Source organism: Bacillus sp. FSL K6-1218, from assembly GCF_038006445.1.
Taxonomy (GTDB): Bacteria; Bacillota; Bacilli; order Bacillales; family Bacillaceae_G; genus Bacillus_A; species Bacillus_A thuringiensis_S.
On record NZ_JBBOVE010000001.1, the window covers coordinates 5,114,909 to 5,139,271 of the forward strand.

Genomic DNA, 24,363 nt, shown 5'->3' on the forward strand with positions numbered 1-24,363 from the left:
CTCTGTTCAATTCCAAAATAAAAAGAGCAGTTTAGGTATAGTGACACTTCACTATGCCTAACTACTCTTTTACGATTCTTAATTAAGGAAGAAACCTCTTATTTAAAGCTAAGGAACTTTGATTCCTAATTACATATGAATCATAGAGATAATCGTTCGATTCACTAGACGCTCCTTGAATTCCTCTCATCTCTTCCACAGACAACTCAACTATTTTTTTCACGCTTCTCTCGCCACTACTATCCATCATTTTTTGTTTTCTTTTCGAAAAAAATCCCATTATTTATTCCCCCCTACAATTAATTATTTTTTAACAATTGACTAAATTTAAGGCTCTTACCACTTCTTAATACACCTTTCGGATAGACCTTCGCTGCAAACATAGCAATTAAGCTGATGCTAGCCAATAATACAACCATAGATGTAATAATTTCTAAACTCCCAACAGATCCATTAATAATCCTAACTACCATACTAATTGGAGCTGTAAACGGAACATATGATGTCACCCTTGATACTAGCCCTTCAGGGTTATCAAGTACTACTAACAACTCGACCACTAAGCTTCCCATCAATATAAGAGTAATCGGCATCGTTGTTCCGGATAATTCTTCTGGCCTGCTTACCATAGAACCAAACACCGCGAAAAGTGCCGCATAAACGAAGTAACCGAGAACAAAATATAACAAGAAATATGCAGCATGCTCACCTGTAATCATATTTACATCAATATTCACTCCAAAAAACGAATCCGATACCTTGAAAATTCCAGATTTAATATATAACGCCATACTAAAGAAGAAAATAAATAACTGTGTCAAACTAGCAAGACCGACTCCTAAAATTTTCCCGAAAACCATATGGACAGGAGATACTTTTGTAACCATCACTTCCATAACACGGGAGGCTTTCTCTGATGCAACTGCTGTCGCTATAGCATTTCCATATGAAGTGATTGCTAAGTACATAATCGCTACTAATAAATATACTAGTAAAAATGAACTTGTTTCTTCGTTATTTAAGTTCTGCTTTGTCGCTTGCACGTTCATCGTCAGTGATTTCACAGCCTCTTCTGATAACTGTTGTTTAACTACCGCACTTTGAAAATACTGATTTTGTACAAATACCTGTGCACTTTGAATCAACTTAGGATTATCCAGCTTCATAAAGTAATCTAATACTGGTTCAGCACCCGCACCCTCTTTTAATATAAAGAGCGCTTCGACTTTCCTATCTAACAATTCTTGCTTATATTGATTTAATTTTGTTTTATCTCCTAAAGACCAATCCCATTCTGGAAGAGCTTTACTAAGACTAGATTGATCCACCGTAACATTAGGTGCTTCAGAAATAAATACAACCTTTGCTTTTTCTTTCTCTCCAGAAAACTTTTGTACTAAAGTTGGAAAAGAGAATAAGAATATCCCTCCTCCTATTAATAATAATGTCATCCCAATAAATATTTTCGTCCTCACACGGTCCCAGTAAGTTTGCCCTAAAACAATCCAGAAATTCCTCATTACTTATGCACCCGCCTTTTCAACAAAGATTTGATGTAAAGAAGGCTCTTTAATAGAAACATCTCGGATATATTGTTTAGTTTTAATATCTTCAAGCAGCGAAAATGCATCCTCTCCATCATTAACTTTAATCATGAACGTACGATTAACTTTTTCAAAATTGAAATTTTTCTTCTTAAGAATAGGTTCAATATCCCCTTCCGTTTGCAACGTCATATATTTGTACTGATAACTTTTCTTAATATCTGACAAAGCACCCGATAATACAAGTTGACCGTTTTTCATAATACAAATTTCCTCACAGAACGTTTCTACACTGTCCATTTGATGACTACAAAAGATAATCGTTTTTCTTTGCGCAATTAACTCGAGCACAACATTTTTTAACATCTCTGCATTTACAGGATCCAATCCACTAAATGGCTCATCTAGTATGATGAATTCCGGATTATGCAATATCGCTGAAATCAATTGAATCTTTTGTTGATTTCCCTTTGACAATTCCTCTGTTTTCTTCTTTAAATGTGGTATCATTTCTAATTTTTCTAGCCATTGTAACGCATGTCTTTTTGCAAGATTAGCTGGCATTCCTTCTAACTTGCCGAAATACACCAATTGCTCCACTACATTCATTTTCGGGTATAATCCACGCTCTTCTGGTAAATAGCCAATAGATAGGTCTTTCTTTGAAAAAGGGCGATTATTCCATAGAATTTGGCCGCTATCCGGTTTGATTAAATCTAAGATCATACGAATCGTTGTCGTCTTACCAGCACCATTCCGGCCCAGCATCCCTAAAATTCCACCTTCTTCTACACGTATATTTAAATCATTAACGGCTTTATATTCACCAAATGTTTTATTTAATCCTTGAATTTCAAATGCCATATATAACATCCCCTTTTACTGTTTAATAAAGTAAATAACTGCCATTCCTAAAGCAATTCCGCCAATCATAAGTAAAAACTTTTTAAAATTCATCTTTATCTCTCCCATTTTTTAAAATTTGTATTTCGAAAATCAAGTGCACCCTTCGCATTTACAATGCCTTTTCCAAAGTATTTTTTCCCGTCATCCAATGCCGGTTTGGCCCCCTGATATAATCTTGTTTTAACAAATCCATTACTAGGCTTCAGCCTAAATTTTTCTTTATATTCCGCAATTACAAGTGCGGCTGTAGCAGATACTTTAGGAACTGCTAGACTCGTTCCAATCATCAGCTCATACCCTCTATCAAACCCTAACCATTCACTTAGCTGAGATTGCGGAAGGTTTGTAGGATATGTGGTTAATACCATAGCTGTTTCATCTCCCACTTTTTCACTTTCCCACAAAGATCCATAATCTCCTGATGGAGCTGCAATATCAACATTGGTTCCATAATTAGAGTAATAAGCTAATCGATCCTCTTTATTTGTTCCCGCAACAGTTACTACCCCCGGTAAACCTCCAGGCATATGAAGTTGTAAGTCGTTTTCATATCCTCTTTGCTTAGCTAATTGAAAAGGATTTGCGATATCGAATCCTTCTGTTCCAGAGGAAGCCACTAGCAAACTCCCTTTACTATTCGCATACTCTATCGCTCTTTTGTAAGCTAAATACACAGCCCCTTCTTCTGGATCTTTAATGGACTTGTATGTTCCTAAACTTAAATTAATCACATCCATCCCATCATTTGCAGCCTCTACAATAGCTTTAATAACCCAGCTTGAATCCGCAGAACTACCTTGAAATACTTTGTATGGTACAATCCCAATTTTGGGAGCTATCCCCTTTATTTTCCCATCAGCAGCTATTAGCCCCGCGATCATTGTTCCATGACCAATATTATCTTCAATCGATTCTACATTCGGAACTAAAATTTTCCCCTGACTAACTATATTTCCCTTTAACGCAGGATGATTTACATCAATTCCACTATCAATAACACCAATCTTTACACTATGATTTCCTTGTTCAATTTTATAGCTCTCTCCATTTTCTGTTACCTTATCGACATCCCATTTCCATTTGCTATAATCGACCTCTTCTTGTTCTAATTGTGAAGGTGCGTATTTTGTTATATTCGAAGGTTTCTTTACTATAGTGGGTGGCTTTAATTCCACTACATCCTCTCTACCTGCTTTTTCAATTATCCCTTTATAATTTTTTAATAAATGCTGCTGTGCTTCTTGTACTCTTTCTAAATTATCACCTTCAATATTCAGCATCTTAATTTCTTTTATTACTTCGAGCTTTAAATCGGGATATTTATCTCTAATTTCCTTTATCATCTCATCCGTATTTTCACCTTGCCTCAATGTAAACACATACGAATTTTCTTTAATTTGATTATGTTTCATTTCTTCAGCGCTTATCGTACTAACTCCAACTATAGGAAGGTTTAATAATATCCCTACTGTAATTCCGGCACCCATTTTCGCTATAGTGTTTCGATATTTAGGCCAACCTTTCACTTTTAATCCCTCCTTTTACTTCCTGAGCTTTTGACAATTGATAATAATATCCTTGCTTCTCAAGTAACTCTGTATGTGATCCTATCTCTACAATTGCTCCCTTATCCATAACAATAATCTTATCTGCATTTTTAACCGTGCTTAACCTATGTGCAATGACAATCCTTGTACATGACATATCAGTTAAATTCTCATCAATAACTCTTTCAGACAATGTATCAAGTGCACTTGTCGCCTCATCTAATATTAGAATAGATGGGTTTGTTACCAATGCTCTAGCTAATATTAACCTTTGTCTTTGCCCACCGGAGAAGTTAACTCCAAATTCAGATACCATCGTTTGAAAATTCAATGGTAGTATCATAATATCTTCTAATATATTCGCTTGCTTTGATGCCTCAATTACTCCATTCGGAGGCACACCTTTCCTTTGCGCAATAATATTTTCTCCTACCGTTTTGTTAAACAATCTCGCTTCTTGGAAAACAACGCCTATTGATTTCCTTAAAAATTTCAAATTCAACTTTTCGCTTTCTATCCCATCAAATCGGATTTTCCCATTCGTTGGTGTATATAGTCCAAGAAGCATTTTTACAATTGTACTCTTCCCAGAACCAGACGCCCCAACAATTGCGACCTTCTCACCAGCGTTGATTTTAAATGAAACATTCTGAATTGCATCTTCACTGAAATAATTGTGACGATAAGAAACATTTTCAAACTCAATATCACCATTCAGTTTCTTAATTCCTGAAAATTGATTTACCTCTCTCTCCGATCTCGCATGCATTACATCATAAATCCGCTGAATATAGGAGCTAATATAAATCAATTCACCATAACCACTTCCAATGGAAATAATCGGTGTTATAAACGAAATCGCTAAAGCATTAAAGCCAAGTACACTTCCTAATGTCATATTTCCAGCTAGCACCTGTTGTCCACTGAACCAAAGTAGAAACAATGGTAAAATAAATTGAATAGAACCCGCTAATGTATTCATCAATGCCGTCCAGATAGATCTCTTCTCTGCATGAATGAGTTGTGAACCAAAGCGTTCTTGCCATTCTGTATACACTTGCTTTTCCAATCCCATAACCTTCACATCACTAATCCCATTAATACTCTCAGACAAAATTCGTTGAACTTGAGCTTGAGCCGAAACCTCTTTATCAGCTAACTTCTTAGAAACAGTCGTGCTCATGACAAGTAGGGCGAATATAACAATTCCAACTGCTAACACAACGAATCCTAATAAGGTCGAATAACGAAACATGAAGAATAAGTAAGTGAAAAGCAGAATTCCATCTATAAGAAAGGAAATTACCTTAGTAGATAATATTTGTCTAATATATACATTGGAATTTGCTCTAAATAACAGTTCTCCCATAGATCGATTCTCAAAAAAGTTATAAGAAAGACTTAATAGTTTTTCTATAAAACTTTGCATTAAAGACATATCAATTGCCGTTTGCAACTTCGCTATTAGAAAGCCTCTTAACGAAGCAAATACTTGATAACTTATTAGCAATACTAAAATGCTGTAACCTATCATATTCATATAGCTCGGATCTTTCGGAATAATTACGTGGTCGGTCATCCAACTTGTTACAAATGGAATCACCAGCGCAAAAGCCTGAATTATTAAAGATGCTAATACAATTAAAGCTATTAATTTCTTTTTCCCTAACACAAACGATAAAAAGAATTGCAAATGAGAGACACCTTTTTGTTTTTGAAATGACTCATCTGGTTCAAGGGTTAATACAAATCCAGAATATTTTTCCTCCATTTCTTTTTTAGAGATTTTATTTCTTCCGTAAGCAGGGTCTATAACTATAGCCCCCTTTTTTGTCACTTTCTCTAGGACTACATAATGTTTATGCTCCCAATGGATAACTGCTGGTAATTTAACTTCACTTAAAGCCTCATATTCAGCTTTATATCCTTTTACTTGAAAACCATTTTTTCTAGCAATATGCATAAGCTGGTATAAAGATGTACCACCTTTTGGAACACCAAACTCTTCTCTTAATTCAGCTAACGAAACATGCTTTTCATAAAAACTAAAGACCATCGCCAATGAGGCTAATCCACATTCGCTATGTTCCATCTGTTCTATAAAGGGCACCTTTGCCATTTTATTCCCCCCTATCTCTTTAACTATTAATCATAGCAACACCCTCACGGTTACCATGATTAAAATTAAATTCAAATGTAATTAATCCTAAAAAATATGCAGCTATTCCGATTTGGACCCTTGAATGTATTTCTAACTTTCTTTTAATTGAGGCTACTAATTCCCCCACCCGCCTTCTACTAATAAATAACTCCCTTGCTATTTCAACATCCTTCAAACCTCGTGCAATCAACACAGCTACTTCTTTTTCTCGACCACTTAAAACTTTCTTCATCATTCTCCTCCTTTATTCTCAATCCATATTAGATTATTTTTTCTCGTTTATTAAACTGTGTCGTCTTAATCTGTACTCATATCATATCCTTCTTTTAAACGTTATTGTCCGCAATGCACGTTGTAGTTACCGCAAACAAATTAGCGGGATTCTCCGCAACATCTTCATAAAAAAAACATATCGCATTTGCGATATGCTTAATTGTGAAGATCTCCCTCTTATGTTACAATTGGAATATTCCGAATTTTTACAAAAGGGGAGCTGCGAGTGATTTATTCATTACAAAATGAATTAATTTTGCGTGCAAAAAAACTGGTTTATGGACATTTTTTCGAATCTACATTACGTCAATGTTCTTCAGAATATATTGAATACAAATTCAATGATTCTACTCGTTTTGCTAACATCACTCTCGTACATTATGAAATATTTCAGGCTAACCAAAATGAAGAAGAAAAACAATTACTGCTAACAATTATAGAATTACTTATGCTCTCTCTAGATATTATGGATGATATTCAAGATGAAGATTTCTTAGAAGGACCTTGGACAAAACATCCAATTGCCACAAATCTCAATATAATTATGGGATTCTTACTCATTTGTTTGCAAGAAGTCGACAAATCTTCCCTTTCAATTCAAATGAAGAACTGGCTCAAAAATGAAATACACTCCTGTATTTTAAACTCTATTAATGGACAACAGCTAGATCTTAAAAATGAAATCCATTCTGAGAAAGATTATATTGATATGGTAACTCACAAATCTGGATATCTAATTAAACCTGCATGCTTATTAGGAACAGGGAATATAAACCCTATCCAGCGTTCTTTAATTGAAAACTACGCAATATGTATAGGCGTTATTAATCAGATAAAAAACGACATGCGTGATATTATGCAATGGGATAAGAAAAATGATTTTCTTAATTTAAAGAAAACTTTACCAATACTATATTATTTAAATAGTAAAAATGATAACTTTATACTTATAAAAAAATTCTTTAATCAAGAGATACAATATGATGAATTAAATAATCAAGCATTAGATTCTTTAAAACACATATTACTATATGGTGGATCAATGGAGTACTGTTCCGTTATGCAGAACCTATATGTATACAAATCAAAAAGATACATCGAACAACTTTCACTCAGTCAAGCAAATAAGGATAGGTTAATTGGTACTTTACTTTAGTTTACTTCCATGTCTCAGCAGCTTTACTAAGTAAAGTCGATTTATTTAAAGTACCTAAAATAATTTCTAATTCTTGTTTTGATATACCATCAATGGCTATTGTTCCTTGACTACACACATTTTTAAATTGAATATCTTCTAATATACGTTCAACTAATTCCCTAATCATATATCGTTCACCCCACCAATTTTTATAGTTTTATATTATTACATATTCTTTTGCTATTATCCGCAATCCTATTGCGGGATTCCGAAATTATATATGATAGTGAGGTAGTTCTAGCAATGATTAAACAACGTCCAATTTATTTCGTCATTTCATTAATAATTTTTTACTTAATCATACAAAGTTACATCCTCTACAAATTTTATCAGCCTTACAGTGGCATTATCGCTTCTAAAGAAAACCATAAGACATATACAATTAGTCAAATTGATACGTCGGGTTGGGCTGCAAAAACAGCATTAAAAGCAGGCGATGAAATTTACAAAGTAGATGGGGAGAATCCTTATTTAGGGGTTTTCAAGCGGTACCAAAATCAATTTTTAAATGCAACTGAAATTCAAACTATACAGAATGATAGGATTTCTACTTATAGCACAACAGCTACTTCAGACAACGAAGAGCTAATTATTACATTATATCTACCAATGATTTTTTCTCTGGCCATTTTAAGCTTATGTTTTATTGTCTATAGAAATAAAGCTATAAGGCGAGAAGAGCGTTATTTTATGCTTTTTTTATTAGCAACCTCTATTAGCCTTTCCGCCTCTTCTATATCTAGTAAATCTGATTTTGGCGGACTTTTAATTATAAGTATCTCTTTTCAAAGTGTATCTTTATTTCTTACTTTATTTTTATATCAGCTGTTTAAGCGGAAGGAAATTATTATTATACATAAAAATGTGGTTAGATTTCACATTTGTCTATACGTGACCGTTATTACTACCGGCTTATTATCCGTTACCTTTTTTCCAGATTTGCAACAAGTCTCTGCTTACACAGATTTAGCTTATTTATGTTTTAGTATTCTTTTAAGTGTATATTTCCTTTTAAAAGGATACATAAAATATAGAAATACTTTACACAGACCTTTTTTTAAATTTATGTTAGTTATCCAATGTATTTCTTTTGGGCCATTTATAATGCTATATGCCCTTCCAAGGATATTATTTAATGCAGCCATTATTAGGGCTGATATTGCAGCATTATTCCTATTTTGCATTCCAATTGGCTACTTTTATTTAATATTAACAAAGCAAATCTTTGATATTGATTTTATGTTTGATCGTGTTCGGTACTACTCTTTACTTTCATTACTTCCAACTATCATTATTACATTAATTATAAGCTGGGGTATTAATCCTGACGAACGATTCTTTATTAGACTCATGCAAAATTTCATTATCATTTTCCCTTTAAACATACTGTTTCTGGTAATAAAGGAACGATTAGATTTCACATTCCGTAACCAATTATTCAGAAGCAAAACCAATTTACATGTAAGTATTGATCAATTCGCACAACAACTTTCTTCCATTATGAAAGTAAAAGATTTAGAGAAAAAATTTATGAATGAAATTATGTCCTTACTAAAACCGTGTTTTATACAATTTATTGAATTTGATACAAAACAAAATACATACAATTGTTATAAAAGTTACGGAGAAACAGAACAATTTACTCTTTCGAAAAAGAAACAATGGGGAATGGAATCAGGGTATATAAATGATTTATTAGAAGATGACGGATGTATCGGTATTTATTTATATTCTACTCAAAATACGAAGCATTATATTTGGGTTGGAAATAAAACCAACAATATTAAATTTAATATCAATGAAAAAACTTGGTTTATTGCTATCGTAAAATATGTACGTCTCGTTTATGAAAACCTAAATTCAGTTAACCAAATCATTCAATCTTTAGAAAAAGAAAGCATAGCAAATAAAACACACTCAGCAACTTTTTCGCGCCTACTATTTCAAATCTCAGAAACTGAAAGGCGTCGGCTTGCTGCAGATCTTCATGACGCTGCCCTGCAAGACCAAATTGTCTGGTATCGCAAACTAGAAACCGTATTAAAAGAGCATACTGTACCAGGTGAATTGCAGGGACAATTAGAAAAAATAAAATTCGGTATGCTTGATGTTATTCAACAAATTCGTGACACTTGTAATGAATTAAAACCTGCTCTTCTATCTGAAATTGGTCTTATAGGTGCGCTTAAAGAGCTATTAGCACAAATGCAACTACGTACTAATTTCCGAATTCAATTTGAATACGACTCAATACAGGAGAATCATTACGAATTTGATAAAATTTTATCTATTTATCGTATTATCCAAGAATTATTAAACAATGCTGATAAGCACTCTAATGCAACCTTAATTAATATATTCTTATGGGAAGAAAATAATTGTATTTATCTAGATTATCGTGATAACGGCATCGGTTTTAATACCCAAGCCCCCTATTCTTCAAATAAACATATGGGTTTATCTGGAATCAAAGGGCGCGTCCAAGGAATAGGAGGCGAAATTCAACTTATTTCAGAAATAGGAAATGGACTACAAGTAAATATTACTATACCGAGGTGAATAAAATGATACACGTTTTGATTGTGGACGATCACCAAATAGTTGGTGAAGGTACGAAAAATATGATCGAATTAGAAGAAGATATTCAAGCAACATACATTTTAAACGAACAGGAAGCAATTTCTCAAAGTTCAAAAACACCTTTTGACATATATCTTTTAGACATGAACATGCCTAATTATAGTGGACTTGATGTGGCTCAAAAACTTTTACACATACAACCAGATGCAAAAATCATTCTCTACACAGGCTTCGAATATTTATCACAATTTAATTTATTAATAGATTCTGGTATTAGCGGTATTGTTAGCAAATCAGCATCACAGCAAGAGTTATTAATGGCTATTCGGGCCGTCTTAAATGGGTATACTTTAATTCCAATTTCTCTATTGCGACAACTTCGAGTTGAAGATATGACTGTCGATAACTTAGATACGAAAAGAGCATCAAGCCATATTACAATTACACAAAAAGAATTAGAAATTCTTGAATCCATCGCGAAAGGAAAAAGTAATAAACAAATTGCGGATGAATTATATATGAGTTCTAGGGCTGTTGAATATAATTTAACGAAACTGTTTAAAAAGTTCAAGGTGAGCTCTCGTTCTGAAGCACTAGCTGAAGCTGTTCGAAAAGGTATAATAAATGTTAATGTATAATAAAGACATTCTACCAAAAGGTAGAATGTCTTTTCATTTATCCTTTTACATTTTCTAATGTCATAACGGATGGAATTTCATTTGGCTGTAATAGTCTTAATAACTGCATACCAACTCCTGCTATCCCTACAAACATACCGAATGATTGAATATCATCTGGCGCATCACATTGATAACTACCAGTTTCTCTATAATTATTAATAACTTGTATACCAATTTGTATCGCCTGTTCATACAATTCTTTATTATCATATAACTGTGAAACAGCCAATAGTAATTCCGTGTCCCCCATATTCCCATGACATAATGTATCATTATTTTTAAATCCATACTTTCGTACATTATCTACAGCTACTCGAATTTCTTCGTCCATTTCTACATTTTCTTCATAGCTCCTTACTAAAACTCTACTCAATCCTATTCCAGTGGAACCGTGGCACCATTGATGTAAGCACTTCTTCTCACTCTCTCTTGTGTCTTTCCACGCACTTTCTTCTTTTTCAAACAATGATCGATCATACGCAAGTGCACGTTTAGCTAAATCAATATATTCTTGATTCCCATTCAGAATCCCTGAACGCCATAAGCTCCAAGCGATACCACTCGTCCCATGAGAAAAACCACCTAAATAACTGTTAGTATGTTTATTCTTCCACGCTACTCCACTTTCTAATATTGATACATTTTTCACCAAATGCTTACTGTACATATCAGCAAGATCTAAATAATCTTGATCCTTTGTCATTTCAAATAAATTAAGGGCCACTTGAATAACTCCCGCTGAGCCACTTAACAAATCAAACTCTTCTTCTTCTTTGAGCCTTTCTTTTAATTCTACTTTTATTTCTTCTAAAAAATCCTGATATTCTTTTCTAGGACTTATAGATTGAAAATGTGCTAATGGATATAACAATGAATATTTACCCAAGAAGGTCGATAGAAGCCCCTTCGCTTTCGATAAAGGGTTCATCGCTGATTTCAACGCCTTATGAGCAACCTCTAAATATTTTTCGTTTCCTGTAACCTTATTTAGATACAATAAGAATAGTGCTACGCCACCTAAACCGTCATATAAATTTTGCTTCATAGGGGCAACATACCACTTGTCGTGAATAACATTTGCTTGTAACCATGAAGCCGTTGTTCTATCATCGGATAATACTACATTCTCTACTAAAGCCTCTCCGATATTTATAGCTTCCTGCAAGATTGTCTCTTGATGATTTTCTAATAGTTCACTTCTGTACTCCTCTTTTTTTCTCACTTTAATATCCACATCTCTATTTCCCTGTATTGCCAACTTCAGCCATCCTCGTTGCTTTTCCAATTCCTTATCATCAAAATAATAAATTCTATTATATACTTGCTCATAACCGCTCTCCTTAAAAACGTCTTCCATCCTTTCACCTGTACTACTATATAGATCTCGTGAATCTGTGAAAGTCGTAAATATAGGAACATCCGCACGTAATAAGTCTTGAATCTCATAAATGACTAGTTCCTTATTTTCATATGGGTAATACCATACTCTTTCAAATAATTGTTCCAATAAAATTGAATCTCTCATATAGTCTGGATGTGTAGACTCTTGTAAGAAATTACAATATTGTTGAGTAGCCCTAGCAACAATGCGAATTTTATTTTCTTTAAATGTAATTAAAGGTCCTCTTTCTGATAAAATCTCTTCCTTATACTCAATAAAAAATTTACATATTTCCTGAAAACCATTAATAATAAAGGTTAAATAATCCTCTACATAAATTTCTTCTACTCCAAGTTTCGGTAGATTTTTAGCACTTTGACTTTTGGCTTCTTTCATAGTAAATTCCATTTCATCCTTACTATTTTGGTTTAAGGCCAACACCTTAAACGGCAAATCTTGCTCTTTTCCATTTAAAGCACTTAAATCTATACCTTTTCCATCGATGTTTTGAAACATAGCTTGCGGTAACAATCCAGATCCTATCACTGAGTCGCTTTGTTCATATTTCAATTTTACTTCTGCACTATCCGGAAAATTCAGTTTTGGATATTGATGAAAAATCGTCTCCGAATCAATAATGTATGGATACTCTCCATGAGCAATTATATTTTCAAAATGCAAATCAGCACCTTTTAACATATGCATTAAACCAATCAACTTACCAAAACGTAAATAGTAGCGCTCCACCTCTTCTTTAGAAGAACACGGTTTATACAATATTTTCTCTTCCCATCCATATTCACCAAAGTCTAAAACTTTATATGATGGAAGTTGTATACTTCCACTTACCTCATTCATCCATTCTAAAAACGCATGGTACGATTTCGTAATTTCCATAGACTTTGGCTTATATAAAATTTCTTTACCTGAAGAGAACACAAGCTGAACAACCGTTTTTCCTCCTTGATGTGTATCTCCTAATCCAACCTTAATTTCACTTAATGATGCATCCTGCAATTGAAATTCTTTTTGTAATTGTAGCCAATTTTCATTCAAACGAAATAGTAACATTTGAACATTTTGTATAAAATACTCTGTTCTCAAAATTAATCTTCGTGTTAATGTTGCGTATTCTTCATAAAATGCAATTAAATTCTCCTTATTCCTAGCTTTCTCTCGGACAAAAGAAAGAAATCGCTCTTCTGGAGTCTCTCCTATTAGTTCCTCCCTTAGTTTTGCAACATTAAATTCTAAGACTAGTGATCGCACCGCATTATTTAATAACTCTTCTACTAAAGATCGAACTAGCATTTCTTTAATCTCTTCATGCTCATAACGTATCTTATTTAATCTATATTTCAACGAACTATCTATCATTTCAGCTGCATAAAGTGCAAACGGCCTAACAAATTCTATAAACCCTAAATCTTCCTCTGCACTTAATGGTTTACTTTCACACAACTCTATTCCCATTTCTAACACGCGCAAATTCACATTTTCATTTAATTCATCTATATATAAATGCTCTTTAGATTCAGGGATTTTCTCAATTAAACTCGCAAAATCTTCTTTTGTCATTTCATTCATCTTTAATTTAAAATCAAAATCAGCTTTATTACTTCTAAACATTTTATCTATCCATTTATTTAATTCGGCTAAATTTAAATCCTCCGATAATAATAAATCTCTTCTACTCGTTAGCGTTTTATAACGCTCTTTCAAATTAAGACTCTTCGCAAATGCCTTTTCATTTATATATGAGTGAATTAACATAATAATTTAATCCCCTTCCTTATTTTAAAATTCATATTCCAATAAATTGGTCCCTCTTCAGGAGAAACAGATTCCAACATTCGATTTGTCGCATTCGAATATTGGAATCTGTTTCATTCAAAAGGAGATGAACACTCCTTTTGAATGAAACCTATCTACTTACAAATTTTAATTGATGCCGTTATTCCTATAATTACTCCCACACAAAGTGGTGTTGTTTCTGGTTGTACATCTGATGCACCTTGAATTTCCGCTAGTTCTTCTTCGCTTAATTCACTTAACGCTTTACCCGATGGGTGCTTCGGTAAATCTTTTAACTTTTCTCTTACTTGCGGATCTTTCCAAGCCTCTACTAACTCTTCTTTTGTAAACTTGTATCCTTTTGACATTTCATTCATCCTCTCGTTTTGTTTTTTTATTTTATTTACAAATCTTAATTGACGTTGTTAATCCTATAATTACTCCCACACAAAGCGGCGTTGTTTCTGGTTGTACATCTGATGCACCTTGAATTTCCGCTAACTCTTCTTCGCTTAATTCATTTAACGCTTTACCCGATGGGTGCTTCGGTAAATCTTTTAACTTTTCTCTTACTTGTGGATCTTTCCATGCTTCTACTAACTCTTCTTTTGTGAACTTGTATCCTTTTGACATTTCATTCATCCTCTCGTTTTGGTTTTTTATTTTATTTACAAATCTTAATTGACGTTGTTAATCCTATAATTACTCCCACACAAAGCGGCGTTGTTTCTGGTTGTACATCTGATGCACCTTGAATTTCCGCTAGTTCTTCTTCGCTTAATTCATTTAACGCTTTTCCTGATGGATGTTTCGGTAAGTCTTTTAATTTCTCTCTTACTTGTGGATCTTTCCATGCTTCTACTAACTCTTCTTTTGTGAACTTGTATCCTTTTGACATTTCATTCATCCTCTCGTTTTGGTTTTTTATTTTATTTACAAATCTTAATTGACGTTGTTAATCCTATAATTACTCCCACACAAAGCGGCGTTGTTTCTGGTTGTACATCTGATGCACCTTGAATTTCCGCTAGTTCTTCTTCGCTTAATTCATTTAACGCTTTTCCTGATGGATGTTTCGGTAAGTCTTTTAATTTCTCTCTTACTTGTGGATCTTTCCATGCTTCTACTAACTCTTCTTTTGTGAACTTGTATCCTTTTGACATTTCATTCATCCTCTCGTTTTGGTTTTTTATTTTATTTACAAATCTTAATTGACGTTGTTAATCCTATAATTACTCCCACACAAAGCGGCGTTGTTTCTGGTTGTACATCTGATGCACCTTGAATTTCCGCTAGTTCTTCTTCGCTTAATTCATTTAACGCTTTTCCTGATGGATGTTTCGGTAAGTCTTTTAATTTCTCTCTTACTTGTGGATCTTTCCATGCTTCTACTAACTCTTCTTTTGTGAACTTGTATCCTTTTGACATTTCATTCATCCTCTCGTTTTGGTTTTTATTTTATTTACAAATCTTAATTGACGTTGTTAACCCTATAATTACTCCCACACAAAGCGGTGTTGTTTCTGGTTGTACATCTGATGCACCTTGAATTTCCGCTAACTCTTCTTCGCTTAATTCATTTAACGCTTTACCCGATGGGTGCTTCGGTAAATCTTTTAACTTTTCTCTTACTTGCGGATCTTTCCATGCTTCTACTAACTCTTCTTTTGTGAACTTGTATCCTTTTGACATTTCATTCATCCTCTCGTTTTGTTTTTTTATTTTTATTTACAAAGCTTAATTGACGTTGCAGGTAAAACCGTTAACCTTACACACATCGGTGTTGTAGCTACTTGCACATCTGATGCTCCTTGGACTTCCGCTAGTTCTTCCTCACTTAATTCGTTTAGTACTTTCCCTGATGGATGGTTCGGTAAACCCTTTGATTTCTCCCTTACTTGTGGGTCTTTCCACGCTTCTACTAATTCCTCTTTTGTAAATTTGAATTTCTTTACCATTCCATTCCTCCTCTTTTTTTTCTATTTATTTCATTTGTTTATTTGTTGTTCTCTACAGTTATAAATTTACAAGATTCAAACTTTTTAGGTAACTTCGCAAAATTGCATATTTTTAACATTTTTAAAATAAAAAAATTCCTAACCTACAAAATGTAAGTTAGGAATTTCAGCTCTAAATTCAACATTAAATAAACAATAATTGGCTAACGATAACATCAAAAAGACCCTTTGCACATGGTATTTTTACTTACCACACACAAAAGGCTTCTACACAAAATAATATTAAAGTTTATATAACGCGCCCAGAGGGATTCGAACCCCCGGCAGACGTGGTACCGGAAACCACCGCTCTATCCGACTGAGCTATGGGCGCATGATTATAGAAAACACTTCATTTTCTTCTCATAATAATAGCAATAAAATCCATTTAAATCAATAAAAACTCTTTGATCGCACATTATATATACGCTATTTTCTACATAAAAACGCCCCCTAACTTCTACATTTAGGAGGCAATTCTTATCCATTTTATTTATCTAGTTTCTCTGTAATCTCTTTTGGAATTTCATTAGGCTGCACTTCTTGATATGTTTCAATATATTCCCCTTTCGTTTTAACCTTTACATATGCTCCCTCTCTAAGCCCACGGGGTGCATAAAACTTAACGTCTCTTCCTTCACCTGAAGCGTAATAACCAGTAAGTTTATAGTCTCCAGCTACCTTACCTACTCTGGATAGTCGGCCCGATTCTTTCGCTTTTACATATACAAAGTCCTCTTTTACAAGCGGATTATACCTATCTGTTATCTCATTATGAGAAAAGCTTGCCACACCAATAACTAATATAAATATTCCAATTAAACCTAATAATAATTTTTTCATTTTTCTCTCCTTAAAATATCCTTCTAACTTGTTTTACCTTCTTTATTCTAGGAGAAATAGTTTTTTTCCACTATCGCTTATCCTTACATATTCATTACAAAATTGTAATTTAAACATGATACATCCCTAAAATTCCCAATCATAAATTCACCCCAACTCACAAATTATAATCTTTGAATTGATATTCCAAAGGGGGCTTCATTCAATGACTGTAATTACAAAATTAAAGCAAACTGTTTCTGGATTAAAAAGTGCACAAGCTAGCTTAGAGGGATTCGCTCTTGATACGGATAACCAACAAGCTAAGCAACTTTTCCAAACAGCTGCGCAGCAAACACAAACGATTATCGATTCTTTAAACCCACGCGTTGAAGAAGTCCAACAAGAAGAACCACAATACTCACAGCAATAACGAATCCGTCTTGCTGTGAAATAGAAAAAGGATGATATGCAATCATCCTTTTTCTATCACATTACATATTGCAATAGAAATGGAATGATAATTATGCGAAAACTCGGCCTCATAACCGCATTATTTGCACTTCTATTTAGCTCTTTTACCGGATGTGATAATAGTCCTTTAGATAAAAAAGTGAAAGAAGAAGCAAAACAAACGGAGAAAGAAAAAGGTCCAAAGTTAACAAAGACGAGTACGGAATCCTTTAATCAATCTATATCACAAGGAGCGAAGAAAAGAGCTCTCGCTATGGATGAAATTATAAAAAGCACAGCAGTGAATTCAAATTTAGATCTCTACATAGCAGTTACACCTGAGCATCACGAAAGGTTTGGATTAAAACCGCTTCGTAAAAAGCTTCAAAAGCAGCTAAGTGATGAGCACCCTACTTTCGATGTTCGTGTAAGTACAGATAAAAAAATCTTTATGTTACTCGAAAAGCTCGAAAGAAAGATTAAAGAAAAAAAAGTATCTAAAGATGAGATTAATAAGCAATTAAAACTCATTGGTAAAAAAATGGAGTCTAACACTTAACGCTTTTTAAAAGAAAAGGAAGGATTGCAATGTCTAGTAAAGATAAAAACTTAACACCTGTACAACAGGAGTATAAAAAATTCGAGCAAGAACGCGAACCGAAACGACCTGTCTTAAAAAATTGTATAAAAGCCTTTTTCGTTGGTGGTTTTATTTGCTTCATCGGACAACTCATTTCTACTTTTTACATCACATATTTTGATTTCACTGAACGTTCAGCAGGAAATCCAACCGTCGCAACTCTTATTTTCATTTCTATGTTACTAACTGGATTTGGTATATACGATCGTTTTGGGCAGTTTGCTGGTGCTGGTACAGCTGTACCTGTTACTGGATTTGGAAACTCCGTTATTGCAGCTTGTATCGAACACCGAACGGAAGGATTTGTTCTTGGTGTTGGCGGTAACATGTTTAAATTAGCTGGCTCTGTTATTTTATTTGGTGTATTTTCCGCTTTCGTCATCGCACTTATTAAAACGATTCTTGTTCAATGGGGAGGGCTATAAATGTTACAAGGACACCGAACGTGGGTATTTGAAAACAAACCCGTTATTATTTCAACAGGAGTCGTTGGTGGACCTTTTGAGGCAAAGGGGAACATCCCAGAAGACTTCGATATCCTTCATGAAGATTTATGGCTTGGACAAGATTCCTATGAAAAAGCACATAAAATTTTATTCGAAGAAGCTTGTAGTCGTGCTACTGAAAAAGCAGAACTTCGTAAAGATGATATTCAATTTGTACTTGCAGGAGATTTAATTAATCAAATTACTCCAACAAGCTTTGCTTGCCGCACACTGGGCACTCCTTATCTCGGGTTATTCGGGGCTTGTTCTACTTCTATGGAAGGTTTAGCACTTGGAGCAAGTATCGTAAATGCAAAAGGTGCAAAATATTTATTAACTGGTGCATCAAGTCATAACACCGCTGTAGAAAAACAGTTCCGCTACCCTACCGAATATGGTGGACAAAAACCACCTACTGCACAGTGGACAGTAACTGGCGCTGGCGCAGCTATTTTAAGCGATACTGGACATGGTCCAAGAGTAACCTCTGCAACGATTGGGCGAGTTATTGATATGGGATTAACAGATCCTTTTAATATGGGAGGTGCGATGGCTCCAGCTGCAGTCGATACAATCGAAGCCCATTTACGCGAACGACAAATCGATGCCTCTTACTATGACCTAATCGTGACCGGTGATCTTGGTCATGTCGGTCGCGAAATTGCTTACGATTTACTACATAAGCATGGAACAAAAGTAACGAGCGAGCAGTTTCAAGATTGCGGGATTATCATTTATAGAGAAGGACAACCTGTCATAGCCGGTGCTAGTGGCCCTGGATGTTCTGCAACCGTAGTGTACGGTCACTTATTAAATCGAATGAAAAGAGGAGAGTTCAAAAAAATACTTGTCGTTGCGACAGGCGCTTTACTATCTCCACTTACATTCCAACAAGAAGAAACGATTCCGTGTATCGCTCACGCCGTTTCGATTGAATTTGGAGGTGCAACGCAATGATTTTTTTCTGGGCTTTCGTCATTGGTGGACTCATATGTGTAATCGGACAACTCATGTTTGATGTTGGCAAGCTAACACCAGCTCATACAATGGCAACACTCGTTGTTGCCGGAGCAATATTAGATGGATTCAATTTGTATGAACCATTAATTGACTTCGCTGGAGCCGGTGCAACTGTACCTATTACAAGTTTTGGTAACGCCCTCGTTCATGGTGCGATGGAAGAAGCTGCAAAACATGGTATCGTTGGCGTCATTACCGGAATGTTTAAAGTAACGAGCGCCGGCGTATCCGCAGCTATTATTTTTGGTTTCATAGGAGCATTATTATTTAAACCGAAAGGATAAGGAGTGTTTGTATGACTGTTATCGCTAGCGTAAAAACTTGCCTTGCTAGTGTAAGAGGAGCTCAAGCGAGTTTAAGCTCGCTTTCATTAAATTCACAAGACGACGAATCCAAACGCGTATTTCATGAATGTATGTTAGAAATGGACAGCATCATCGCTGATTTACAGAATAGAGTTTCAGTATTAGAACGTGAAGAACCTCAATATAAAGGGTTTTAAGTAGACTGGAGGAAATGACTATGTCTCACCTGCCGGAATGGACACTTGTCATTCTTCGCTCTGTATTCATATTAATTATTTTATTCGCTATTACGAAATGGTTAGGGAAAAGACAAATCTCTCAGCTCTCCTTTTTTGAATACATTGCCGGAATGACAATCGGTGACATCGCTGCCCAAGTATCTACAGGGCTCGATTCGAAATTTTTCCATGGCGTCTTTGCGATACTCATTTTCGCTGCGGTACCTTTTTTCACAGGAATCCTCTCCTTAAAGAACAAAACAGCTCGGGATTTCTTTGAAGGGAAATCTACCGTATTAATAAAAGATGGAAAGATACTCGAAGATAACTTAAAGAAAGAAAAATATACGAGTGACGAATTACTTGAACTACTCCGAGGAAAAAGTGCGTTCAGCGTAGCTGAAGTCGAATTTGCTGTCTTAGAACCCAGCGGAGAATTAAATGTACTATTAAAGAAAGATTCTCAGCCACTTACAGCAAAAGACATTGGTTTAAAAGTACCAAACGAGAAAGAACCGCAAACTGTTATTATGGATGGAAATGTACTAGATGAACCTCTATCCTCCAGTGGACATAACCGCGCTTGGTTACATGCTGAACTAGAAAAACTCGGTGTTGTTATTGAAAATGTCTTTCTCGGTCAAGTGGATTCATACGGACAACTTACTATCGACATTTACAATGACAAACTCCAAATGCCTTCTCCTCAAAACAAACCTTTATTATTAGCATCTTTAAAAAAATGTCATGCTGATCTTGAACTATTTTCCCTAGAAACAAAGTCGAAATCAGCAAGCGAAATGTATAGTAAAAACGCGAAACAAATCGAAAACATTTTAAATAAAGTAACCTATCTTTTAAAAGACTAATTATCGAAAGAACGCTTCAGTTAAAAGGCGTTCTTTTCTTTTTTCTCCAGTTTTCATAACGTTTAAATTTATGTAATTCGGTTATGATGTTTAAGATACATAAGCAGGGAATTTCGAAAACATAGCGAATATTTCATGGTACAACTACATATTTTTTTGATTTAAAGTGGTTTTGTTTGACCTTTATTGACCATAATTGTATTATAAGACTAAGAAAGCTTTAGAAGGAGGAAATAACAGATGAATTTAATTCCTACAGTAATTGAACAAACAAATCGTGGAGAACGCGCTTACGATATTTACTCTCGACTACTAAAAGACCGCATCATTATGCTTGGTAGTGCAATTGATGACAACGTAGCTAACTCAATCGTTTCCCAGCTTTTATTCTTGGAATCTCAAGATCCAGAAAAAGATATTCACATCTACATCAACAGCCCTGGTGGTTCTATCACAGCGGGTATGGCAATCTATGATACAATGCAGTTCATTAAACCACAAGTATCAACAATCTGTATCGGTATGGCTGCATCTATGGGTGCATTCTTACTTGCAGCAGGTGAAAAAGGAAAACGTTATGCACTTCCAAATAGTGAAGTAATGATTCACCAACCACTTGGTGGAGCACAAGGTCAAGCGACTGAAATCGAAATCGCTGCAAAACGTATCCTATTCTTACGTGAAAAACTAAACCAAATTCTTGCTGACCGTACTGGTCAACCACTTGAAGTACTACAACGCGACACAGACCGCGACAACTTCATGACAGCAGAAAAAGCTTTAGAATACGGTTTAATCGATAAGATCTTTACAAATCGTTAATACTTAAAAGCGGAAGCGGCTCGTTCAGAATCGCAGGGCGATGGAGCCCCTGATTCCGAGGCGCTTTTTGCCTCGAATGTAAAAGCGAAACAACCGGAGATTCTAGCCGCTGAAGCTGGATACATAAAAAAGCGCCCTATTACAGGGTGCTTTTTTATAGTTAAGCCTCCGCATGAATATACCCCATCCAGTATCCCCATAAATATATCAACGATTTTTCAATTATATCGAACAAAACTTAAATTATATCAACGATTTTTTTAATATATCAACGGTTCGACACAACATATCGATTTACCGACAATCTACGACAAGGACAAACCAGCTACATACCCCCTACCCGCTAATCCGCACAAACAACAAAACAAAACAAAAAAACTATCGCATATACGCGATAGCTTCTTATTGTACATATGCAGCTAATGCTTCTAAAGCCTCTTCTGCATCTGAACCTTCTGTTGTAATTGTTATCATACTACCAGTTCCAATTGCTAAGCTCATAATCCCCATTATGCTCTTTGCATTTACTGTCTTTCCGTCTTTCTCGATGAAGATATCTGCATGAAAGCGATTTGCCTCTTGTACAAACAACGCAGCCGGACGTGCTTGTAAACCGTTTTTTAATGAAACCTGAACTCGTTTTTGAACCACAGCTCCATTTCCCCTTTAACCTCTTATTTTTTTGCTACCGTTTCCCCCGCGCGTAATTTCTCTGCAATTTCATCGATTTTACGCAAACGATGATTAATACCCGATTTACTAATTTTCCCCCCGGATACCATCTCACCTAACTCTTTCAATGTTACATCTTGATAATCTCTTCGTAGCTGCGCAATTTCTCGTAGTTTATCTGGCAATATATCAAGACCAACCGTCTCATCAATATAGCGGATATTTTCAATCTGCCTTAGCGCTGCACCAATTGTTTTATTTAAATTAGCTGTTTCGCAGTTCACTAAACGATTTACGGAATTACGCATATCACGTACGATTCTAATATCTTCAAATCTTAAAAGCGCATTATGAGCACCAATAATATTTAAAAATTCCGTAATTTTCTCCGCTTCTTTCAAATACGTAATGTACCCTTTTCTTCTTTCCAGCGTCTTACTATTTAAATCAAATCCGTTCATCAGTTCACATATAGCATCATTATGTTCCTTATATAACGAAAAGATCTCTAAATGATAAGATGATGTTTCTGGGTTATTTACTGAACCACCTGCTAAAAATGCACCGCGTAAATACGATCGTTTACAACACTTCTTCTCAATCAATTCTTGTGATATATTTCGAATAAATGAAAAGTCATCTCGAACGATATGAAGATCGGCTAATATTTCGCGAGACTTCTCAACAAGCCTTACGATATATACATTATTTTTCTTCAATCGCATTTTTTTACGAACAAGTAATTCTACCGTTACGTCATATCCCTTTTTCAAAAGCGTATAAATCCTTCTTGCAATTGCCGCATTTTCTGTTTGAATATCAATAGATAGACGACGGTTTGAAAAAGAAAGCGATCCATTCATTCGAAGTAACGCTGATAATTCAGCTTTTTCACAGCATTCCTTCATTTCAAGGTTCGTCAGCTCTTTCTTTGTTTCTGATGCAAATGACACAGTCAACACCTCCTTATACGATTATTATGGAACAAAATTCTTGTCCTATATGAATGAGGAGCGCTACCTCAAACGAGGCAACGCATATTTATAACAATGAATATAAAATCGAAGCTAACTTTAACGTATCATGCCTTACAACACGATCATCATACTTCGCTAATCCACCTTGAATGACATCAATATTATTTTCAGCAAAACGTTCTTCATCCACTACAACTGGTGTAGACATTTCTTCCTCATATAACTTACGTAATTCACAAGGAATATCACGGTTATTTACAATTGCAGTATTGATAAATGGTTGCCCTAAATGATCGTGTAATGCCTGCACATGATCAAAAGCAGTATATCCCATCGTTTCACCCGCTTGTGTCATAACGTTACATACATACACCTTCTTCGCCTTTGCAGCAAGAACAGCATCCCCAATTTTATTAACAACTAAGTTGGGTAATATACTTGTATACAAACTTCCTGGACCAAAAACAAGTAAATCAGCTCGTTTAATCTCAGCCAAGGTTTCATGCAATGGCTCTACATCTTCTGGAGTTAAAAAGACACGATTAATCTTCTTTCCGTAATAAGGAATCTTCGATTCGCCTGTTACAATTTCTCCATCTTCAAGTTCCGCATGAAGTACCGCACTTTGATTCGCTGCTGGTAATACACGTCCTCTGACATTTAATACTTTACTTGTTTCCGTAATTGCATGGAAAAAGTCTCCTGTAATTGAGGTCATACCTGCCAACAATAGATTTCCTAACGCATGACCTTTCAGTCCGTCCCCTGTTGTGAAACGGTGCTGAAATAAAGCTTCCACCAGTGGCTCTACATCCGATAACGCAACAAGTACGTTACGGATGTCACCTGGAGGTGGAATTTCTAGCTCATCACGTAATCTACCTGAACTGCCACCATCATCAGCGATTGTAACAACTGCTGTAATATCAACAGGATATTGCTTTAATCCTCTTAATAAAACAGAGAGTCCAGTTCCGCCTCCCATGATAACAATTTTAGGCTTTCTCTCTTTTTTCATC

Annotated in this window: 30 protein-coding genes and 1 tRNA gene; 11 read left to right on the forward strand and 20 right to left on the reverse strand. The window is 34.9% G+C overall.

The features are described 5' to 3' along the window. Window positions 1-82: 82 nt before the first annotated feature. The 6 genes from MHI26_RS26320 to MHI26_RS26345 form a co-directional block, all read right to left on the reverse strand. A complete protein-coding gene (locus MHI26_RS26320; protein ID WP_000505576.1) occupies window positions 83-280 on the reverse strand; it encodes a hypothetical protein in 198 nt (65 codons plus the stop codon). A 19-nt stretch (window positions 281-299) separates the two neighbouring features. After that, entirely contained in the window at window positions 300-1,520 is a 1,221-nt protein-coding gene (locus MHI26_RS26325) for an ABC transporter permease (RefSeq protein WP_061666154.1), read from the reverse strand. Window positions 1,521-1,523: 3 nt separating this feature from the next. After that, a complete protein-coding gene (locus MHI26_RS26330; protein WP_061666155.1) occupies window positions 1,524-2,408 on the reverse strand; it encodes an ABC transporter ATP-binding protein in 885 nt (294 codons plus the stop codon). A gap of 95 nt (window positions 2,409-2,503) precedes the next feature. Further along, a complete protein-coding gene (locus tag MHI26_RS26335) occupies window positions 2,504-3,976 on the reverse strand; it encodes a S8 family peptidase (RefSeq protein WP_061666156.1) in 1,473 nt (490 codons plus the stop codon). Next, complete coding sequence (locus MHI26_RS26340) at window positions 3,960-6,116, reverse strand: peptidase domain-containing ABC transporter (RefSeq protein ID WP_061666157.1); 2,157 nt, start codon at window positions 6,114-6,116, stop codon at window positions 3,960-3,962. Before MHI26_RS26340 ends, MHI26_RS26335 begins: the two co-directional genes overlap by 17 nt. 19 nt (window positions 6,117-6,135) lie before the next feature. Then, window positions 6,136-6,390: a response regulator transcription factor gene (locus MHI26_RS26345; RefSeq protein ID WP_061666158.1), complete on the reverse strand. Its 255-nt coding sequence runs from the start codon at window positions 6,388-6,390 to the stop codon at window positions 6,136-6,138. 267 nt (window positions 6,391-6,657) lie between these two features. Here MHI26_RS26345 and MHI26_RS26350 point away from each other — a divergent pair, with 267 nt between their 5' ends. Beyond that, window positions 6,658-7,587, forward strand: a complete 930-nt coding sequence (locus tag MHI26_RS26350; RefSeq protein WP_061666159.1) for a polyprenyl synthetase family protein — start codon at window positions 6,658-6,660, stop codon at window positions 7,585-7,587. Window position 7,588: 1 nt separating this feature from the next. On the opposite strand, the gene MHI26_RS26355 is transcribed toward MHI26_RS26350, so the two are convergent. Further along, entirely contained in the window at window positions 7,589-7,756 is a 168-nt protein-coding gene (locus MHI26_RS26355; RefSeq protein WP_170959192.1) for a hypothetical protein, read from the reverse strand. Window positions 7,757-7,872: 116 nt separating this feature from the next. On the opposite strand from MHI26_RS26355, the gene MHI26_RS26360 reads away from it, so the two are divergent. Together MHI26_RS26360 and MHI26_RS26365 are read left to right on the forward strand one after the other, a co-directional pair. After that, window positions 7,873-10,188: a sensor histidine kinase gene (locus MHI26_RS26360; protein WP_061666160.1), complete on the forward strand. Its 2,316-nt coding sequence runs from the start codon at window positions 7,873-7,875 to the stop codon at window positions 10,186-10,188. A 5-nt stretch (window positions 10,189-10,193) separates the two neighbouring features. After that, window positions 10,194-10,847 (forward strand): response regulator, encoded by a 654-nt coding sequence (locus tag MHI26_RS26365; RefSeq protein WP_061666161.1) that lies wholly within the window; start codon window positions 10,194-10,196, stop codon window positions 10,845-10,847. A gap of 37 nt (window positions 10,848-10,884) precedes the next feature. Here the strand turns inward: MHI26_RS26365 and MHI26_RS26370 are convergent, their stop codons facing one another. From MHI26_RS26370 to MHI26_RS26415, 10 genes are all read right to left on the reverse strand, one after another. Beyond that, window positions 10,885-14,043 carry a type 2 lanthipeptide synthetase LanM family protein gene (locus tag MHI26_RS26370; RefSeq protein WP_061666162.1) on the reverse strand — a complete coding sequence of 1,053 codons (3,159 nt, stop codon included), beginning with the start codon at window positions 14,041-14,043 and terminating at the stop codon, window positions 10,885-10,887. Between the two features lie 155 nt (window positions 14,044-14,198). Next, complete coding sequence (locus MHI26_RS26375; protein ID WP_061666163.1) at window positions 14,199-14,432, reverse strand: mersacidin family lantibiotic; 234 nt, start codon at window positions 14,430-14,432, stop codon at window positions 14,199-14,201. A gap of 31 nt (window positions 14,433-14,463) precedes the next feature. Next, entirely contained in the window at window positions 14,464-14,697 is a 234-nt protein-coding gene (locus MHI26_RS26380; RefSeq protein WP_000033704.1) for a mersacidin family lantibiotic, read from the reverse strand. A 31-nt stretch (window positions 14,698-14,728) separates the two neighbouring features. Beyond that, window positions 14,729-14,962 (reverse strand): mersacidin family lantibiotic, encoded by a 234-nt coding sequence (locus MHI26_RS26385; protein WP_000033704.1) that lies wholly within the window; start codon window positions 14,960-14,962, stop codon window positions 14,729-14,731. A 31-nt stretch (window positions 14,963-14,993) separates the two neighbouring features. After that, the gene (locus MHI26_RS26390) at window positions 14,994-15,227 is read right to left on the reverse strand and encodes a mersacidin family lantibiotic (protein ID WP_000033704.1); all 234 of its coding nucleotides are present in this window, start codon (window positions 15,225-15,227) and stop codon (window positions 14,994-14,996) included. 31 nt (window positions 15,228-15,258) lie between these two features. Further along, window positions 15,259-15,492, reverse strand: coding sequence for a mersacidin family lantibiotic (locus tag MHI26_RS26395; RefSeq protein WP_000033704.1), 234 nt, complete (start codon window positions 15,490-15,492; stop codon window positions 15,259-15,261). A 30-nt stretch (window positions 15,493-15,522) separates the two neighbouring features. Beyond that, entirely contained in the window at window positions 15,523-15,756 is a 234-nt protein-coding gene (locus tag MHI26_RS26400; protein WP_000033704.1) for a mersacidin family lantibiotic, read from the reverse strand. A gap of 32 nt (window positions 15,757-15,788) precedes the next feature. Beyond that, entirely contained in the window at window positions 15,789-16,022 is a 234-nt protein-coding gene (locus MHI26_RS26405; protein WP_061667779.1) for a mersacidin/lichenicidin family type 2 lantibiotic, read from the reverse strand. A gap of 297 nt (window positions 16,023-16,319) precedes the next feature. Then, window positions 16,320-16,395: transfer RNA gene (locus tag MHI26_RS26410), tRNA-Arg, on the reverse strand. A 155-nt stretch (window positions 16,396-16,550) separates the two neighbouring features. Continuing rightward, on the reverse strand, window positions 16,551-16,904 hold the full coding sequence (locus MHI26_RS26415; protein ID WP_061667780.1) for a YxeA family protein: 354 nt from the start codon (window positions 16,902-16,904) through the stop codon (window positions 16,551-16,553). Between the two features lie 205 nt (window positions 16,905-17,109). Between MHI26_RS26415 and MHI26_RS26420 the strand changes: the two genes are divergently transcribed. The 8 genes from MHI26_RS26420 (at window position 17,110) to clpP (ending at window position 21,695) form a co-directional block, all read left to right on the forward strand. After that, complete coding sequence (locus MHI26_RS26420; RefSeq protein ID WP_000216166.1) at window positions 17,110-17,316, forward strand: DUF1657 domain-containing protein; 207 nt, start codon at window positions 17,110-17,112, stop codon at window positions 17,314-17,316. A 93-nt stretch (window positions 17,317-17,409) separates the two neighbouring features. Next, window positions 17,410-17,895, forward strand: coding sequence for a YhcN/YlaJ family sporulation lipoprotein (locus tag MHI26_RS26425; RefSeq protein WP_001228537.1), 486 nt, complete (start codon window positions 17,410-17,412; stop codon window positions 17,893-17,895). A 29-nt stretch (window positions 17,896-17,924) separates the two neighbouring features. Continuing rightward, window positions 17,925-18,401, forward strand: a complete 477-nt coding sequence (gene spoVAC / locus MHI26_RS26430) for a stage V sporulation protein AC (RefSeq protein ID WP_000095399.1) — start codon at window positions 17,925-17,927, stop codon at window positions 18,399-18,401. Continuing rightward, the gene (gene spoVAD / locus MHI26_RS26435) at window positions 18,402-19,418 is read left to right on the forward strand and encodes a stage V sporulation protein AD (RefSeq protein ID WP_000938970.1); all 1,017 of its coding nucleotides are present in this window, start codon (window positions 18,402-18,404) and stop codon (window positions 19,416-19,418) included. It abuts the gene before it with no gap. Beyond that, complete coding sequence (gene spoVAE, locus MHI26_RS26440; protein ID WP_000575919.1) at window positions 19,415-19,765, forward strand: stage V sporulation protein AE; 351 nt, start codon at window positions 19,415-19,417, stop codon at window positions 19,763-19,765. The genes spoVAD and spoVAE overlap by 4 nt, the downstream gene beginning before the upstream one ends. 11 nt (window positions 19,766-19,776) lie before the next feature. Beyond that, window positions 19,777-19,983, forward strand: coding sequence for a DUF1657 domain-containing protein (locus tag MHI26_RS26445; protein ID WP_000215905.1), 207 nt, complete (start codon window positions 19,777-19,779; stop codon window positions 19,981-19,983). Between the two features lie 20 nt (window positions 19,984-20,003). Then, a complete protein-coding gene (locus MHI26_RS26450; RefSeq protein WP_000018899.1) occupies window positions 20,004-20,873 on the forward strand; it encodes a DUF421 domain-containing protein in 870 nt (289 codons plus the stop codon). A gap of 240 nt (window positions 20,874-21,113) precedes the next feature. Continuing rightward, on the forward strand, window positions 21,114-21,695 hold the full coding sequence (gene clpP / locus MHI26_RS26455) for an ATP-dependent Clp endopeptidase proteolytic subunit ClpP (protein WP_001049162.1): 582 nt from the start codon (window positions 21,114-21,116) through the stop codon (window positions 21,693-21,695). A gap of 402 nt (window positions 21,696-22,097) precedes the next feature. Here clpP and MHI26_RS26460 read toward each other — a convergent pair whose 3' ends face one another. The 3 genes from MHI26_RS26460 to MHI26_RS26470 form a co-directional block, all read right to left on the reverse strand. Further along, complete coding sequence (locus tag MHI26_RS26460; RefSeq protein WP_000250307.1) at window positions 22,098-22,346, reverse strand: HPr family phosphocarrier protein; 249 nt, start codon at window positions 22,344-22,346, stop codon at window positions 22,098-22,100. A 23-nt stretch (window positions 22,347-22,369) separates the two neighbouring features. After that, a complete protein-coding gene (gene whiA / locus MHI26_RS26465) occupies window positions 22,370-23,320 on the reverse strand; it encodes a DNA-binding protein WhiA (protein ID WP_000006563.1) in 951 nt (316 codons plus the stop codon). A gap of 88 nt (window positions 23,321-23,408) precedes the next feature. Next, complete coding sequence (locus MHI26_RS26470) at window positions 23,409-24,362, reverse strand: gluconeogenesis factor YvcK family protein (protein WP_000712185.1); 954 nt, start codon at window positions 24,360-24,362, stop codon at window positions 23,409-23,411. Between the last annotated feature and the right edge of the window lies 1 nt (window position 24,363).